Raw genomic sequence first — 15,167 nt, forward strand, 5'->3', positions numbered from 1 at the left:
GCGGCGTCCGTCCCTTCGCGCCCCGGGTGGGCGTCGTCAGGCTCCCGCAGCCTCCGGCGGGGCCTCGGAGATCTGGCGCAACGTCGCGACCATGCGGCACTCGGGCCAGTGCTTCGCGTGCAGGTCGGCGAACTCCCGCTGACCGGCGATCGCCTCCTCGAGGGTGTCGTACTGCATGATCGCGAACCCGCCGACGACCTCCTTGGCCTCGGCGTAGGGGCCGTCGACGCGCGAGGTCTCGCCCTCGCGGACGACGAAGTTGACGGCGTCCTCGGTCCCGTAGAGGCCTCCTCCGTCGAGGAACACCCCCTTGGCCGCCTGCTCGCCGATGTAGACGTCCATCGCGTCCATCAGCGCCTGCGGCGGCGCCCCCGAGCCCTCTTCCATCCTGACGAATCCCATGAAGCGAGGCATCTGCTCGATCCTTCCCGTGGTGAAGACGTGCACTGTCGCACGTACGTCGAACAGCGACCCCGGACTTCGACATGGGTGCCCGAAGTTTCTCGGCCGCGCCGAGCCGGCTCCAGGTGACGAGGCCGACGTCGCCGTCACTGCGGCTCGAGCGGGGATGGCGTCAGTAGACGGTGACGCTGCTGCCGACGGGCATGAGGTCGTTCGCCCAGATCATGTCCATGGCGGCGTTGCTGACGCGGGCGCAGCCGTGCGAGGCGGGGTAGCCGGGGATGACGCCGGCGCCGTGGACCGCGATGCCGCCGTTGAAGTACCGCGGGCGCCACAGGTCGCCCAGCGGGCCCTTGTCGAGGTGGTCCACGGTCCGGAAGACACTGAACGACCCGGCCGGGGTCAGCGCGACGTAGTCGGCCCCGTTGTAGGTGTAGTGCTGCCCGCTCCCGGTGCTCGTGTTGAGGATCGTCGTCACGCGACCGCCGCGGACCACGAGCAGCAGCTGGCGCGCCTTGTCGATCTCCACCCCGGTGCCGCCCGTGCGGGACTGGGGACGGATGCCGGCCTGGAGCGCGCGCCGGGTCGCGGGGCCGAAGACGCCGTCGCGCCCGAGCCCGGCCGCCTTCTGCAGCGCCATGACGGCCTGGGAGGTCAGGAAGCCGTAGGTGCCGTCGGCGCCGCCGTTCCAGTAGCCGAGCTCGGTCAGCCGCTGCTGCACCTGCTTGACGTAGGGCCCCGAGTCACCGGCCTGGAGGGTGTCGCCCTCCTTCTTCTGCGTCGGCGTCGGGGTCGGGGTCGTCGTGGGGGTGGCGGGCTTCGTCGGCGAGGTCGAGGGAGTGCCCGTCGGCGACGTCGTGGGCGCAGAGGTCGGGGGGGTGGTGCCCGAGGGCTCCGGCGTCTCGGCGGTCGGCGACGGAGCCTCGGTGGCGGGGCTCGACGGCGACGTGCTGCTCGGGGAGGCGGCCCCGGAGCTGGTCTGCGCGGTCTTCTGCCCGAACGTCACGCCCCCACATCCCCCGAGCAGGAGGGCTGCGGCGACGGCGCCCGCGAGGGCGGCCGAGGTGGTGCGTGCGCGGTTCATGGTGTCCCCTTCCGTGGCCGGGTGCCCGGCCCACGAACGTCGAGCCTGCAGCCATGGTGACGCACGAGGCGGCTGCCTGGTTGTCTGCGACACCGTGTCGGTCGCGACCGTGACCAGAACGAGGCCGGACACGCGGAACGATGCCGGACACAGTGGTGCGGCCGCCCTCCCCCCGAGGACGACCGCACCCTCCTAGACGCGCACCTGCGGCCGGAGGTTGCCCCGACCGGGGAGTTTTTTCTTCAACGACTTCGCGGCCGTCAGGCGTCCCCCGCCGCGAGGTCCGTGATCGCCTCGTGGACGGCCAGGACCCGCTGGGCCGTCTCGACGTGCAGGGCCTCCACCATCCGGCCGTTCAGCGTCACCACGCCCGTGCCGGCGCCGGCCTCCCAGGCCGCCAGGACCGCCCGGGCGTCCTCGACGGCCGCCTCGTCCGGGGCGAAGGTCGCGTTGCAGGTCTCGACCTGTCCGGGGTGGACGAGCGTCTTGCCGTCGAAGCCCATCTGCCGCCCCTGCCGGCACTCGGCCGCGAACCCCTCGGCGTCCCTCACGTCGTTGAAGACGCCGTCGAGGATGACCGTGCCGGTCGCGCGTGCCGCGAGCAGGCACAGCGACAGCCCGGTCAGCAGGGGCTGCCGTCCGGGGACGTGCTCGGCGTGCAGCTCCTTGGCGAGGTCGTTGGTGCCCATGACGAGCACCTCGAGCCGGTCGGACGCGGCGGCGATCTCCTCGCAGTGCAGCATGGCGGCCGGGGTCTCGACCATGGCCCAGAGCTTCGTCTGCTCGGGTGCCCCGGCGGCCTCCATCGCGGCCACGAGGGTGCGGACCTCGTCGGCGGAGCCCACCTTCGGCACGACGATGCCGTCGGGCCCGGCGGCGCACGCGGCGGCGAGGTCGTCCTCGTGCCAGCGGGTGCCGAGGCCGTTGACCCGGATCGTCACCTCACGCCGGCCGTACTCCCCGGATCGCGCCGCGGCACAGGCGTTCTCGCGTGCCTGCTCCTTCGCGTCCGGCGCGACGGCGTCCTCGAGGTCGAGGATGAGGGCGTCGACCGGGAGCGTCTTCGCCTTCTCGAGCGCCCGTTCGTTGGACGCAGGCATGTAGAGGACCGAGCGCCGGGGGCGGTATGCCGTGGCGTCGCCCGTCGTCGTGCCGGCCACGTCACGCACCTGCACTCTCGCTGGAACCGGGCTGCACTGCATACAGCTCGGCGAGCTCGGGGTCCGTGGCGGCGAGCCGCTCCGCGAGCTCGAGCATGACCCGGCACTGCTTGAGCGAGGCGTCGTCCTCCATCTTGCCGTCGAGCATCACGGCCCCGGTGCCGTCGCCCATGGCCTCGACGACGCGGCGGGCGTGGGCGACGTCCTCGGCCGACGGGCTGAACACCCTCTTGGCGATGCCGATCTGCACCGGGTGCAGCGACCACGTGCCGACGCAGCCGAGCAGGAACGCGTTGCGGAACTGGTCCTCGCACGCGACGACGTCGGCGATGTCCCCGAACGGGCCGTAGTACGGGAAGATCCCGTGCATCGCGCAGGCGTCGACCATGCGGGCGATGGTGTAGTGCCACAGGTCCTGCTGGAACGTGGTCCGCGGCGCGTTGACCGCGTCCTCGACCCCGGTCGGCGGGTCCTGGCGGACGAGGTAGCCGGGGTGGCCGCCGCCGACCCGGGTCGTCTTCATCCGGCGGTCCGCCGCGAGGTCGGCCGGGCCCAGCGACATGCCCTGCATGCGAGGGCTGGCGCCGGCGATGGCCTCGACGTTCGCGACACCGCGCGCCGTCTCGAGGATCGCGTGGACGAGGATCGGACGGGTGAGGCCGGCCCTCGCCTCGAGCTGGGCGAGCAGGCGGTCGACGTAGTGGATGTCCTCTGGCCCCTGGACCTTCGGCACCATGACGACGTCGAGCTTGTCGCCGATCTCGGTGACGAGCGTCGTGACGTCGTCGAGCACCCACGGGCTGTCGAGCGCGTTGACCCGGGTCCACAGCTGGGTGCTGTCGCCGAAGTCCGTGGCCTTCGCGATCGCGACGAGCCCGTCCCTGGCGGCGACCTTCCTGTCCGCCTTGACGGCGTCCTCGAGGTTGCCGAGCAGGACGTCGACGGTGCCGACCATGGCCGGCACCTTGGCCGCCATCTTCTCGTTGCTCGGGTCGAAGAAGTGGATGACGCGGGAGGGCCGCGCGGGCACCTCGGTCAGGGGCGCCGGGGCGCCGACGGCGAGCGGGGCGAAGAAGTCCTTGGGGCTGCGCACGCGGCGAAACTAGCAGCGCGCTTCACGGGGCGGTTATGACACAGTTCACGTGTGACCGAAACCGCGCCGCGACCCGTCGACGACGGGTCACCGCCACCCGCCGGCGGGGCGGGTGCCGCCGACGCCCCGGCCGTCAACATCACAGCGCTGTTCGCCGAGGCCGCCACCAAGTCGGGCCTCATGTGGGTGCAGCCGCCGGGCGACCGCGCGTGGCCCTTCTGGCACGCGTGGGCCGACGACACCGTGTATGCCGTGTCCGGCCCGGGCGAGCAGACGCTGCCCTGGCTGCCGGGCGAGGTCGTGCTGCTCCTGCGCAGCAAGGACAACGGCGGCCGTCTGCTCGCGGTGCACGCGACGTGCGAGGAGGTTGCGCCGCAGGACGAGCGCTGGGCGGCAGCCACGGCAGCCCTGTCCGCGGCCCGGCTCAACGCGACCGACGACCTGCTGGGCCGGTGGGCACGCGAGTGCACCGTGCGCGCGATGAAGCCGTTCGGGCCGCCCCTGGAGGCGCCGGGCAGCTACGGCACCGGCTCGGGCGCGGCCCCCGTCCCGCCGAGCACCGCCACGACGACGCACTGGCGGCCGTGGCACCTGCGCGGGCGACCGCGACGGCGTCGGGGCACCCGCCACCCGGACGACCGCTGAGCCTGCGGGCCGCGCACCGGCGCGGCGGATAGCCTTGCGGCGTGAGCACTCCGTCGCGCGTCTTCGTCGGCCGCCTGACCAGCCTGAGCGTCTTCGACCCGCTCGGCGACCAGGTCGGCCGGGTCCGCGACGTCGTGGTGACGTTCACCGCCTCGCGCCGCCGCCCCCGGGTCATCGGCCTCGTCGTCGAGGTGCCCGGCCGACGGCGGGTGTTCGTGCCGATGACGCGGGTCACCTCGGTCGACGGCGGCCAGGTCATCACCACCGGGCTGGTGAACATGCGCCGGTTCGAGCAGCGCGCCAACGAGGTGCTCGTGATGGCCGAGATCCTCGAGCGGCCGGTCACCGTCAACGACCCCGAGGGCGCGTTCGAGGCGACCGTCGAGGACGTCGCCATCGAGCGCGAGCGCGGCCGCGACTGGTCGATCTCCAAGGTGTACGTCCGACAGGGCACGCAGAAGTCCTCGCTCGGGCCGTTCCGGCGCCGGCGGGGCACCACGGTGCTCGTGCCGGTCGAGGACGTCAGCGGCATCCACCGGCACGCCGAGGGGCAGTCGGCCGCGATGCTGCTCGAGACGTACGACGAGCTGAAGTCGGCCGACCTCGCCGAGGTCATCCACGACCTGCCCAAGCGCCGCCGCGCCGAGGTCGCCGAGGCGATGGACGACGCGCGCCTCGCCGACGTGCTCGAGGAGCTGCCCGAGGACGACCAGGTGGAGATCCTCGAGGGCCTGCCGGTCGACCGCGCCGCCGACGTGCTCGAGGCCATGGAGCCCGACGACGCCACCGACCTGCTGCACAACCTCCCCGAGGAGAAGCAGGAGGAGCTGCTGCGCCGGATGGAGCCCGACGAGGCCGCCGACCTGCGCCGCCTGCTGACCTACGACGAGGAGTCGGCCGGCGGCATGATGACGACCGAGCCCGTCATCCTCGGCCCCGAGGCATCCATCGCCGAGGCGCTGGCCGTCGTCCGACGGGCGGAGATCTCCCCCGCCCTGGCCTCGACCGTCTACGTCTGCCGGGCGCCACACGAGACGCCGACCGGCAAGTTCCTCGGCATCGTCCACATCCAGCGGCTGCTGCGCGAGCCCCCGCACGGTGCCATCGGCGGCATCCTCGACAAGGAGATCGAGCCGCTCACCGCCGACGCCCCGCTCGGCCAGGTCACGCGGATCCTCGCGACCTACAACCTCGTCGGCGTCCCGGTCGTCGACGACGAGGGCCGCCTCATCGGTGCCGTCACCGTCGACGACGTCCTCGACCACATCCTCCCCGACGACTGGCGCGAGGAGCGGCGCGAGGTGACCCATGGCTGAGCGCGAGCGCCGCCGGGAGGCCTCGTCCCGGCTGGACCAGCCGCGCGACACCCGTCGCGCCGTGCTGCCCCGCCCCGCCCTGTCGCAGGAGACCTTCGGGCGCTGGAGCGAGGGCTTCGCCCGCTGGATGGGGACCGCGCAGTTCATCATCGCGATGACGGTCTTCGTCGTGGCCTGGGTGGGCTGGAACATCCTGTCCAGCCACGCCCTGCGCTTCGACGCCTACCCGTTCATCTTCCTCACGCTCATGCTCAGCCTCCAGGCGTCCTACGCCGCACCGCTCATCCTGCTCGCGCAGAACCGGCAGGCCGACCGCGACCGCGTGGCGCTGGAGCAGGACCGCGCCCGGGACGAGCGGAACCTCGCCGACACCGAGTTCCTCACCCGCGAGGTGGCGGCCCTGCGGCACGCCATGCGCGACGCCGCGACCCGTGACTTCGTCCGCTCGGAGCTGCGCAGCCTGCTCGAGGAGTTCGAGGAGCGCGGCCTCGAGGTGCGCCGACGTGACGAGGCCGACAGCCGCGAGGAGACGGGCGGGTCGGCCCCGGAGGCAGCGGCGACCTAGCATGGGTGGCATGTCCGCCCCCTCTGCAGCACCCGTGACCGACGACGCCCTCCGGCAGGCGCTGGCCACGGTCATCGACCCCGAGATCCGCAAGCCCGTCACCGAGCTGGGGATGGTCGAGAGCTGCACGGTCGACGAGGCCGGCCGGGTCGCGGTGACGATCCTGCTCACCGTCTCCGGCTGCCCGATGAAGGACACCCTGACCAAGGACACCACCGCGGCCCTCGCGAAGGTGCCCGGGGTCACCGGCGTGACGGTCTCGCTCGGGGTCATGAGCGACGAGCAGCGGACCAAGCTCCGGGAGCAGCTGCGGGGCGGGACGCCCGAGCGCGAGATCCCGTTCGCCCGGCCCGGCTCCCTCACCCGCGTGTATGCCGTGGCCTCCGGCAAGGGCGGCGTCGGCAAGTCGTCCGTGACGGTCAACCTCGCGGCATCCCTGGCCGAGAGCGGCCTGCGGGTCGGCGTGGTCGACGCGGACGTGTACGGCTTCTCCGTGCCGCGCATGCTCGGTGTCGAGCACCGGCCCACCCAGGTCGACGACATGATCCTGCCGCCGGTCAGCCACGACGTGAAGGTCATCTCGATCGGCATGTTCGTTCCCGGCAACCAGCCCGTCGTCTGGCGCGGGCCCATGCTGCACCGCGCGCTGCAGCAGTTCCTCGGCGACGTGTTCTGGGGCGACCTCGACGTGCTCCTGCTCGACCTTCCGCCCGGTACCGGCGACATCGCGATCTCGGTGGCGCAGCTCATCCCCACCGCGGAGATCCTCGTCGTGACGACGCCGCAGCAGGCGGCCGCCGAGGTGGCCGAGCGCGCGGGGTCGATCGCCCTGCAGACCCACCAGCGCATCGTCGGCGTCATCGAGAACATGTCGTGGCTCGAGCTGCCCGACGGCTCGCGCCAGGAGGTCTTCGGCTCCGGAGGCGGCCAGGCCGTGTCCGAGTCGCTCACCCGCGCCGTCGGTGCGCAGGTGCCGCTGCTGGGGCAGATCCCGCTCGACACCAACCTGCGCGTGGGTGCGGACGAGGGCAACCCCGTCGTCCTGCGTGACCCCGACTCCCCGGCCGCCGTCGCCCTGCGCGGCATCGCCCGCGGCCTGGGCACGCGCTCCCGCGGCCTGGCGGGTCGTTCGCTCGGTCTGTCCCCCGTCGGCCGCTAGCCCGACGCAGCGCCGCCTGCAGCGTCACCGTCCCCGCCGGCCCCGGTTCCCCGCTCGTCTGCGCGCAGATGGCCGTACCACTGCGCGCGGAGCGGATCAGCGCGCAGTGACACGCTCGTCTGTGCGCAGACGAGCGTGTCAGGTGGCGTCGTCGTCGAAGGGCGTCGGCAGCGACGGGTCGCGTGACACCGGGCCCGAGCCTGGCACGGGACCCGCACTCGTCGTGGCGGCCGAGGTCTCGGGCTCGAACGGGGTCGGGTCCATGAGCGCCTCGCGCACGATCCGGCGCGGGTCGTACTGGCGCGGGTCGTACTGGCGCCAGTCGATGTCGTCGAACTCCGGGCCCATCTGCTCGCGCAGCTGACCCTTCGCCCCCTCGGCCATCGCGCGCGCCTGGCGCACGAGCCGGCCCAGCTTCGCGGCATACTCCGGAAGCCGCTCGGGGCCCAGGATCACCACCGCCAGCACGATCAGCAGGATGAACTCCCAGCCGTTGACGCCTGCCACGAGCCCTCCTGCTCAGCTGCCGGACTTGCCGGCCAAGGTCAGTGTGACCTCGATCGTCTCACTGCCGCGCCGGACGGTCATCGACACCCGGTCGCCGACGCTCTTGGCGCGGATGGCCACGACGAGGTCGTCGGCGCTGGTGACCTTGCGGCCGTCGAACTCGACGATGATGTCGCCCGCCTTGACGCCGGCCTTGCCGGCGGGGCCGGCCGGGTCGACCGGGTCGCCGCTGTCCGCGGTCGCCTTCGGCAGGATGCGCACGCCGTCGCCGGTGTACTGCCGGTCGAGCACGACGCCGATCACCGGGTGCTGGGCCGAGCCGGTCTTGATGAGCTGCTCGGCCGTCTTGACGACCTGGTCGCTCGGGATCGAGAACCCGACACCGATGTTGCCGGACTGGCTGTCGGTCGAGCCGGGGATCCGCGCGATCGCGGAGTTCACGCCGATGACCTCGCCGCGCATGTTGAGCAGCGGGCCGCCGCTGTTGCCCGGGTTGATCGCCGCATCGGTCTGGATGGCGTTGATGTAGGACTGCTGGTCGCCGTCGCCACCGGGGCTCACGGGCCTGTTCAGCGCGCTGACGATGCCGCTGGTCACGGTGGACTCCAGGCCCAGCGGGGCGCCGACCGCGATGACCTGGTCGCCGACGACGACGTCCTTGGACGACCCCATCGTGAGGGGCTCCAGGCCGGTGCGGTCGGTCTTGAGGACCGCGAGGTCGTACGACGCGTCACGTCCCACGATGGTCGCGCCGATCTCCGAGCCGTTGGAGAGCTCGATCCTGATCGTGCCGTTGTCCGCCGCGCTGGCGACCACGTGGTTGTTGGTGATGATGTGCCCGTCGCGGTCGAGGACGAAGCCGGAACCGGTCCCCGCCCCGTCGGCACCGCGCACCTTGATGGTGACGACGCTGGGCAGCGCCTTGGCTGCGATGTTCGGGATGGAGCCCTCCGGCCGCGCGGTGGACCCGGTGCCGGCGGTGGGGATCGAGGACGACGTGCGGTCGAGGCGGCCGAAGTCGATGCGGCCGGTCGCGCCGAGCCACCCGCCGAACACTCCACCGAGGACCGCCGCGACCAGCGCGGAGGCCGCCGCCACGGCCACGAGGGCGCCCCAGCCGGGGCCCTTCTGCTGCGGTGCCGTGGCAGGCACGGGGTGCGCACCGGTCCACGGAGCCGAGGAGCCGGCATACCCGGCATCGGCGGACGGTGCGGTGATCGGGTCCCAGCCACTGCCCGGCAGGCCGGCTGCGGAGGCACCGTGGGGCTCCGCGGCGATGCCGTGGTCGGCGACAGCACCGGCTGCGGCGCCGGCGGCGGCTGCGGCTGCGGAGGCCGGACCCGGTGCCGGGGACGCCTGCGGGTGGCCGGAGTGCTCGGAGCCGGACGGCTGCTCGCCGAAGGGGGTGTAGCCGGGCTGCTCCTGGCCGGGCTGCTCCTGGCCGTGCGGCTGGTGGGCCGACGGCTGCGTGGGCCAGCCCGTGGGCTCCTGCGCCCAGACCGGCTGCGGAGTCGCCCCGGGGTGCGGCGCACCGGCGGGCTCCTCGTGGGCCGCTGCCTGCGCTTCGCCCGTCGGCATCCACGGGTCGGGCTGCGTGCCCGGCGCACCGGGCGCGGTGCCGCCCGCGGCAGCGCCGGCGCCGGCGGAACCGAGCTCCTGGGTGTGCGACAGGTCGACGGGCTGCGTGTGCTCGACGGGTCGCGGCGGCGCCCACGGGTCCCAGTGGTCCGGGGCCTGCGCGGGCTCGGTGGGCTGCGGCTGGGTGTGATGCGGCTGGGTGTGCTGGGGCTCGGTGTCCTGCGGCTCGACGGCGGGAGCAGGGTCGGCCGGTGCGCCAGCGCGCTCGTCGTCGGCGCCCTGAGGGCTCGCCTCGGGGTCGCGCTCGTTGGTCATGGCGTCGATTCTGCCGAACGTTGGCGCGCTCCGCTGACAGTGGGTCCGACGTTCCGGACGGACGCCGCAGTGCCCGCGGAGCTGCCGAGGCCGCGCACCGTGAACGCGGCGGTGGCGAAGCCGGGCTGTGCCGACCGCGTGCGCTGCACTGCGGGCGAGGCCGGGGTGGTGGGCGAGGAGGGGGCAGCCGACCCACCGGTCACGACGAGTCCCCAGGCGGCGGCGGCCGTCGCGCCCGCGGCGATGCCAGCGAACACGGTCGCGCGACGCACCGACCGGTGCAGCGCGGGGGCGCTGCGGTCGACCACCGGCACGGGGGCGACGGGGACGGGAGGCAGGAAGTGGGGCCCGGCGCTGCCGGCGCGCGAAGCACCCCGGCCCGAGGCTGTCGGGGCGATCACGGCGGCCGACTCCGGCCCGAGCGCCTGCTCGGCCACCGCGAGCAGCAGGGAGCGCAGGTCACCGGGCACGGCGGAGCAGGCCGGAGCCCGCAGGGCGTCGAGGACCCGGCGCTCCTGCTCGACCAGCGCCCGGCAGCGGGTGCAGGCGACGAGGTGCCGGTCCCAGTGCAGCAGGCTCGCGGCATCCATGGCGCGGTCCGCGTAGGCGGTCAGGCGGTCGCCGAGGCACCGGCCGCCGCGCGGCGCCGGCCCCCCGACCAGTCCGAGGCGGGTCACCGCGACCCCGGCACCGCCCGGCCCAGCACCGGCAGCCGGCGCCGGGGGCTGGCGGGACGCTCGGAGTCGGTCGCCGGGCGCCCCAGCGACGGGTCGCGGTGGGCCAGCGACTCGCGCAGCTGGGCGCGGCCACGGTGGATGCGCGAGCGCACGGTGCCCAGCTTGATGCCGAGCGTGGCCGCGATCTCCTCGTAGGACAGGCCCTCGATGTCGCACAGCACGACGGCGGCGCGGAACTCCGGCGACAGCGCGTCGAGCGCACGCTGGACGTCGTCGTCGAAGTGGGTCGCGTCGTACGTCGCCTCCGGGCTGAGGTCGCGGCTGGGCAACCGGGCGGCGGACTCGTCCGACAGGGCGTCGAAGCGGATCCGCTGCTTGCGGCGCATCTTGTCGAGGAAGACGTTGGTGGTGATGCGGTGCAGCCAGCCCTCGAAGGTGCCGGGCTGGTAGGAGTGCAGCGAGCGGAAGACGCGGATGAACACGTCGTGCGTGAGGTCCTCGGCGTCGTGCGGGTTGCCGGTGAGGCGGTACGCGAGGCGGTACACCCGGGCGGAGTGCTGCTCGACGATCTCCTCCCACGTGGGCGGGACCCACGCGGGCTGCTCCTGGCCCTCTGCCCGGGGCGTGCCGATCATGTCGGTCGCGGTCACGTCCCTCACCTCCGGTCGGCGCACCCGGGGGTGCGTGCTGTGCACTCGGTCCAGACGACCGACTGGTTGAAATCGTTCCCCACCAACCTGAGGGTTTCCTGTACGTCTGCGGTCCGGACGGCCGCGTCCACGGCAGTAGGGTTTGCGCCATGAGTGCACAGAAGCCCGCAAGCTGGGCGTATGCCGAGGAGTTCGTGACCGAGAACGAGGTCATCGAGTCCGCCCGGCACCGCGGCGAGGAGCTGGGGGCGGTGCCCGTGGGCAACGGCGCCGGCGTCCTGCTGCGCCTGCTGGCGGCGGCGGTGCGCGCCCGCTCGGTCGTCGAGATCGGCACCGGGGGCGGTACGTCCGGGCTGTGGCTCCTGCAGGGGATGCCCGAGGACGGCATCCTCACGACGATCGACGTCGAGGCCGAGCACCAGGGCGCGGCCCGCAAGGCCTACGCCGAGGCCGGCATCGCGCACCAGCGCACGCGCGTCATCACCGGGCGCGCCCTCGACGTCCTGCCGCGGATGACCGACGGCGCCTACGACATGGTCGTCGTGGACGCCGACAAGCGGGAGTACCCCGAGTACGTCGACCACGCGATCCGGCTCCTGCGCTCGGGCGGGGTGCTGGTCCTGGACAACATGCTCTGGCACGACAAGGTCGCCGACCCGGCCGCCCGGGACGCCGAGACCACGATCCTGCGTGACCTGGGCAAGCGGCTGCGGGACGACGAGCGCCTCATCCCGGCACTCCTGCCCGTCGGCGACGGCGTGCTCGCCGCCGTCAAGCGCTGACGACGCTCGTCTGTGCACACACGAGCGTCCCACTGCGCACGGAGCGGATCCGAGCGCAGTGGGACGCAGGTGTGTGAGCAGACCTCCGGTCAGGCGGTGCCGGGGCCGGGCCCTCGACGGAAGCCCTCGGGACCCTCGGCGATGGCCACGACCTCGAACGGCTCCACGAGCACGGGTGCGGACCCGATGATCTTGCTGCCGGCCGACTCGGCCGCCCCGGCGCTGAACTCCTTCTGGAAGTCGTCGCGGTAGACGGCCTGGTCGAAGACGTAGGTCCCCTCGAACCAGCTGCCCTCGACCATGCGCCACGTCTTGAACGCGAGCCCGTCGAGGAACATGAACCTCGCCATCGAGGTCCCCACGACGTAGTCGCGCAGCTTGCCCGCCACGTCGGCGGGGGCCTCCTCCAGGGACCAGCGGACGGTCAACCCGTACCCGGCGTTCATCGCATTTCCTCCAGCCAGTGCAGGAGCAGCCGGGCACCGAAGCCCGTGCCGCCCTTGGTGTGGAGCCCGCTGTCGACGTCGGAGCGGCCGACCCCGGCGATGTCGAGGTGCGCCCAGCTCCGCGAGCCCGCGAACTCCCGGAGGAACAATGCTGCCGAGATCGAGCCGGCTCCGCCGCCGATGCCCGCGATGTGGTTGATGTCGGCGACGTCGCTGTCGAGGTTGGGCCGGTAGTCCTCGACCAGCGGGAACGGCCACAGCCGCTCTCCGGTGGCCTCCCCGGCCCGGACGAGCGCCTCGCCGACGGTGTCGTCGGTGGCGTAGACGGGGGCCATCGAGCGGCCCAGCGCGACCCGCGCGGCGCCGGTCAGGGTCGCGATGTCGAGCAGGACGTCGGGCTCGAGCTCGAGGTCGGCGTAGGCCAGGGCGTCGGCCATCACGAGCCTCCCCTCGGCGTCGGTGTTGCCGATCTCGACGGTGCGGCCGCCGTAGTGGGTGATGACGTCGCCGGGCCGGTAGGACGCGGCACCGACGGCGTTCTCCGCCAGGGCCAGCAGGCCGGTGACCCGGACGGGGACGGCCAGGTCGCGGCAGGCGGCCAGGACAGCCAGGACGATGCCTGCGCCGCTCATGTCGGTCTTCATGGCGAGCATGCCCTCGGCCGGCTTGATGTCGAGACCGCCGGTGTCGAAGGTGATGCCCTTGCCGACGAGGACGACGTGCGGCGTGCGCGCACCTGCTCCGTCGGGGGTCCAGTCGAGCCGGACCAGGCGCGGCGGGGTGGCCGAGGCGGCGCCCACGGCGAGCAGGCCGCCGAAGCCCCCGGCGCGCAGCTCGCGCTCGTTCCACACGGTCACCTCGAGGCCGTGCCGCCGTCCGAGCGTCCGGGCCTGGGCGGCCACCCAGGCCGGGTTCTTGGTGTTAGAGGGGACGACCGCCAGGTTGCGGGCGAGCATCGTGGCGGTGGCGCGCCGCACCGACCGGCGGACGGCGTCCTCGTCGTAGGCGCCCACCAGCACGACGACCCCCACGGGTCCCGGGCTCGGGGCGGTCCGGTCGCTCAGCCACCGGGGGCTGGTGTACCCGCCGAGAGCGAGCCCCTCGGCCAGGGCCGCCTGCGAGGCGAGGGGCTCACCGGCCGCGACGGTGGTGACGAGGGTCGAACGCCCGCGCGCGGCGCGGCCGAGTGCCGCACCGGCTGCCCGGAGGTCTGCCGCCGACCCGGTCCCCACGCCCACGAGCAGGACGGTCCGTGCGGCCCGCTCCCCGGGGGCCAGGGGCACGGCCGTGACGGCGCCCGCCGTCGCAGGCGGTTCCCACGTGTCCTCCACGGACCCGGCGTCGAGCGCCACCACGGCGAGCGCCTCCGCTGCCGATGCAGGTATGCCGTCGTCCCGGACCGGCACCGCGAGGACCAGGTCCGTGGGGTCGTGGTCGGCGAGGACGTCCGCGACGGGCAGCTGCTGGACGGACCAGTCGCTGGTGGCGGGGTTCAGGAGCTCGGGGTCTGGCACGGCCCCGACCCTACCCATCCGGTCGGGCCGCACGGCATACCGGCAGCGGACCCGCCACACCCGCCCCCGGGACGACGAAGGACCCCGGCCGGGCGCGCCGGCGGGGTCCTTCGTGGTGGGGGCGAAGCGTTACTTCAGGCCCTCGCAGTTGTCGATGGCGTCGCCGAGGGCACGCACCTCGTCAGGGGTCATCTCGACGACGAGCCGACCGCCACCCTCCAGGGGCATGCGCAGCACGATGCCGCGACCCTCCTTGGTCACCTCGAGCGGGCCGTCGCCGGTCCTCGGCTTCATTGCCGCCATGGGGATGTGTCCCTTCCGTCAGGCGTGGTTTTGGCTGGGCACACGGGTCCACGCCAGTGGTCGTCGGTCAGCAGGTGCGCGCCAGTTTTGCCTCATTATCCCGTGAAGGGCCCCACAGGTGAAATCCGCCGCACCGCAGGACCGGCATGATGACGCCATGACCGACACCCCCGCCCCCGACCAGTCCCCCGTCCTCCTCGAGCGTGACGGTGCCGTCGCCACCGTGCGGTTCAACCGCCCCGAGGCCATGAACGCGCTCGACGTCGCGACGAAGGAGGCGCTGCTGGCCGCACTGACCGAGGTGGCGGCGGACCCCGAGGTGCGCTGCGTCGTGCTCACCGGGTCCGGCCGGGCGTTCTGCGTGGGGCAGGACCTGCGCGAGCACGTGACCCTGCTGCAGTCCGACGACCCGTCGCTGTGGGAGACCGTGCCGACCCACTACAACCCGGTGGCCGAGCTGCTCGCTACGATGGACAAGCCGGTCGTGGCTGCGCTCAACGGGGTGGCGGCGGGCGCGGGCGCCGCGTTCGCGATGGCGGCCGACATCCGCGTCATGGTCGACACCGCGGGGTTCAACCTGGCGTTCGCCGGGATCGCCCTGTCCTGCGACTCCGGCTCGTCGTGGTGGCTGCAGCGCCTCGTCGGGCCGGCGCGGGCCAAGGAGCTGCTGCTCCTCCCCCGCACGGTGCCGGCGCAGGAGTGCCTGTCCCTGGGCCTGGTGACCACGGTGGTCCCGGCGGAGGAGTTCGAGGCGGAGGTGGCGCGGGTCGCGACGCAGCTGGCCGCGGGGCCGACGATGGCCTACGGCTCGATCCGGCAGGCCGTCGCGTATGCCGCCGGGCACCCGCTGGCCGAGTCCCTCGCCAGGGAGGGCGAGTTCATGGCGCGCACCGGTGCGAGCGCCGACCACCGCGCTGCCGTCGACGCGTTCCTCGCCAAGGAGAAGCCGGTCTTCACCGGCCGCTGACAGG

At 73.4% G+C, this 15,167-nt stretch carries 17 protein-coding genes; 6 read left to right on the forward strand and 11 right to left on the reverse strand.

Annotated features, from left to right (window positions below; genetic code table 11):
• Positions 1-36: 36 nt before the first annotated feature.
• The 4 genes from ACFUC1_RS11080 to ACFUC1_RS11095 all read right to left on the reverse strand — a co-directional run bounded on the left by ACFUC1_RS11080 (position 37) and on the right by ACFUC1_RS11095 (position 3,739).
• Positions 37-414, reverse strand: coding sequence for a YciI family protein (locus ACFUC1_RS11080; protein WP_379119622.1), 378 nt, complete (start codon positions 412-414; stop codon positions 37-39).
• Between the two features lie 160 nt (positions 415-574).
• Positions 575-1,486: a peptidoglycan-binding protein gene (locus ACFUC1_RS11085; protein ID WP_379119624.1), complete on the reverse strand. Its 912-nt coding sequence runs from the start codon at positions 1,484-1,486 to the stop codon at positions 575-577.
• Between the two features lie 260 nt (positions 1,487-1,746).
• Positions 1,747-2,646 carry an HpcH/HpaI aldolase/citrate lyase family protein gene (locus ACFUC1_RS11090; RefSeq protein ID WP_379119626.1) on the reverse strand — a complete coding sequence of 300 codons (900 nt, stop codon included), beginning with the start codon at positions 2,644-2,646 and terminating at the stop codon, positions 1,747-1,749.
• Between the two features lies 1 nt (position 2,647).
• Entirely contained in the window at positions 2,648-3,739 is a 1,092-nt protein-coding gene (locus ACFUC1_RS11095) for an HpcH/HpaI aldolase/citrate lyase family protein (protein WP_379119628.1), read from the reverse strand.
• A 51-nt stretch (positions 3,740-3,790) separates the two neighbouring features.
• Between ACFUC1_RS11095 and ACFUC1_RS11100 the strand changes: the two genes are divergently transcribed.
• The 4 genes from ACFUC1_RS11100 to ACFUC1_RS11115 are packed head-to-tail and all read left to right on the forward strand — an operon-like array spanning position 3,791 to position 7,424.
• The gene (locus ACFUC1_RS11100) at positions 3,791-4,384 is read left to right on the forward strand and encodes a hypothetical protein (protein WP_379119630.1); all 594 of its coding nucleotides are present in this window, start codon (positions 3,791-3,793) and stop codon (positions 4,382-4,384) included.
• 41 nt (positions 4,385-4,425) lie between these two features.
• A complete protein-coding gene (locus ACFUC1_RS11105) occupies positions 4,426-5,700 on the forward strand; it encodes a magnesium transporter MgtE N-terminal domain-containing protein (protein WP_379119632.1) in 1,275 nt (424 codons plus the stop codon).
• Positions 5,693-6,265 (forward strand): DUF1003 domain-containing protein, encoded by a 573-nt coding sequence (locus ACFUC1_RS11110; protein ID WP_379119634.1) that lies wholly within the window; start codon positions 5,693-5,695, stop codon positions 6,263-6,265. The genes ACFUC1_RS11105 and ACFUC1_RS11110 overlap by 8 nt, the downstream gene beginning before the upstream one ends.
• A gap of 10 nt (positions 6,266-6,275) precedes the next feature.
• Positions 6,276-7,424, forward strand: coding sequence for an Mrp/NBP35 family ATP-binding protein (locus ACFUC1_RS11115; RefSeq protein ID WP_379119636.1), 1,149 nt, complete (start codon positions 6,276-6,278; stop codon positions 7,422-7,424).
• A 138-nt stretch (positions 7,425-7,562) separates the two neighbouring features.
• Here ACFUC1_RS11115 and ACFUC1_RS11120 read toward each other — a convergent pair whose 3' ends face one another.
• The 4 genes from ACFUC1_RS11120 to sigE are packed head-to-tail and all read right to left on the reverse strand — an operon-like array spanning position 7,563 to position 11,136.
• Entirely contained in the window at positions 7,563-7,931 is a 369-nt protein-coding gene (locus tag ACFUC1_RS11120) for a twin-arginine translocase TatA/TatE family subunit (RefSeq protein WP_379119638.1), read from the reverse strand.
• Positions 7,932-7,943: 12 nt separating this feature from the next.
• On the reverse strand, positions 7,944-9,824 hold the full coding sequence (locus ACFUC1_RS11125) for a trypsin-like peptidase domain-containing protein (protein WP_379119640.1): 1,881 nt from the start codon (positions 9,822-9,824) through the stop codon (positions 7,944-7,946).
• Positions 9,821-10,501 (reverse strand): anti-sigma factor family protein, encoded by a 681-nt coding sequence (locus ACFUC1_RS11130; RefSeq protein ID WP_379119642.1) that lies wholly within the window; start codon positions 10,499-10,501, stop codon positions 9,821-9,823. The genes ACFUC1_RS11125 and ACFUC1_RS11130 overlap by 4 nt, the downstream gene beginning before the upstream one ends.
• Positions 10,498-11,136 (reverse strand): RNA polymerase sigma factor SigE, encoded by a 639-nt coding sequence (sigE, locus tag ACFUC1_RS11135; RefSeq protein ID WP_379119693.1) that lies wholly within the window; start codon positions 11,134-11,136, stop codon positions 10,498-10,500. Before sigE ends, ACFUC1_RS11130 begins: the two co-directional genes overlap by 4 nt.
• A 164-nt stretch (positions 11,137-11,300) precedes the next feature.
• On the opposite strand from sigE, the gene ACFUC1_RS11140 reads away from it, so the two are divergent.
• Complete coding sequence (locus ACFUC1_RS11140) at positions 11,301-11,933, forward strand: O-methyltransferase (protein ID WP_379119644.1); 633 nt, start codon at positions 11,301-11,303, stop codon at positions 11,931-11,933.
• A gap of 89 nt (positions 11,934-12,022) precedes the next feature.
• On the opposite strand, the gene ACFUC1_RS11145 is transcribed toward ACFUC1_RS11140, so the two are convergent.
• The 3 genes from ACFUC1_RS11145 to ACFUC1_RS11155 form a co-directional block, all read right to left on the reverse strand.
• The gene (locus ACFUC1_RS11145) at positions 12,023-12,379 is read right to left on the reverse strand and encodes a hypothetical protein (RefSeq protein ID WP_379119646.1); all 357 of its coding nucleotides are present in this window, start codon (positions 12,377-12,379) and stop codon (positions 12,023-12,025) included.
• Positions 12,376-13,893: a leucyl aminopeptidase family protein gene (locus ACFUC1_RS11150; RefSeq protein WP_379119648.1), complete on the reverse strand. Its 1,518-nt coding sequence runs from the start codon at positions 13,891-13,893 to the stop codon at positions 12,376-12,378. Before ACFUC1_RS11150 ends, ACFUC1_RS11145 begins: the two co-directional genes overlap by 4 nt.
• A 129-nt stretch (positions 13,894-14,022) precedes the next feature.
• Positions 14,023-14,196, reverse strand: a complete 174-nt coding sequence (locus ACFUC1_RS11155) for a DUF3117 domain-containing protein (protein ID WP_082590346.1) — start codon at positions 14,194-14,196, stop codon at positions 14,023-14,025.
• 157 nt (positions 14,197-14,353) lie between these two features.
• On the opposite strand from ACFUC1_RS11155, the gene ACFUC1_RS11160 reads away from it, so the two are divergent.
• Positions 14,354-15,163 (forward strand): enoyl-CoA hydratase/isomerase family protein, encoded by an 810-nt coding sequence (locus ACFUC1_RS11160; protein ID WP_379119650.1) that lies wholly within the window; start codon positions 14,354-14,356, stop codon positions 15,161-15,163.
• Positions 15,164-15,167 lie beyond the last annotated feature (4 nt).

Origin of the sequence: Pedococcus sp. NPDC057267 (genome assembly GCF_042668795.1) — a bacterium.
Lineage (GTDB): Bacteria > Actinomycetota > Actinomycetes > Actinomycetales > Dermatophilaceae > Pedococcus.

What these genes read in the sequence shown, in the direction of transcription:
- ACFUC1_RS11080 (WP_379119622.1), bottom strand. Translation starts at nt 414, where the DNA reads ATGCCTCGCTTCATGGGATTCGTCAGGATGGAAGAGGGCTCGGGGGCG.
- ACFUC1_RS11085 (WP_379119624.1), bottom strand. Translation starts at nt 1,486, where the DNA reads ATGAACCGCGCACGCACCACCTCGGCCGCCCTCGCGGGCGCCGTCGCC.
- ACFUC1_RS11110 (WP_379119634.1), top strand. Translation starts at nt 5,693, where the DNA reads ATGGCTGAGCGCGAGCGCCGCCGGGAGGCCTCGTCCCGGCTGGACCAG.
- ACFUC1_RS11115 (WP_379119636.1), top strand. Translation starts at nt 6,276, where the DNA reads ATGTCCGCCCCCTCTGCAGCACCCGTGACCGACGACGCCCTCCGGCAG.
- ACFUC1_RS11125 (WP_379119640.1), bottom strand. Translation starts at nt 9,824, where the DNA reads ATGACCAACGAGCGCGACCCCGAGGCGAGCCCTCAGGGCGCCGACGAC.
- sigE (WP_379119693.1), bottom strand. Translation starts at nt 11,136, where the DNA reads ATGATCGGCACGCCCCGGGCAGAGGGCCAGGAGCAGCCCGCGTGGGTC.
- ACFUC1_RS11140 (WP_379119644.1), top strand. Translation starts at nt 11,301, where the DNA reads ATGAGTGCACAGAAGCCCGCAAGCTGGGCGTATGCCGAGGAGTTCGTG.
- ACFUC1_RS11145 (WP_379119646.1), bottom strand. Translation starts at nt 12,379, where the DNA reads ATGAACGCCGGGTACGGGTTGACCGTCCGCTGGTCCCTGGAGGAGGCC.
- ACFUC1_RS11155 (WP_082590346.1), bottom strand. Translation starts at nt 14,196, where the DNA reads ATGGCGGCAATGAAGCCGAGGACCGGCGACGGCCCGCTCGAGGTGACC.
- ACFUC1_RS11160 (WP_379119650.1), top strand. Translation starts at nt 14,354, where the DNA reads ATGACCGACACCCCCGCCCCCGACCAGTCCCCCGTCCTCCTCGAGCGT.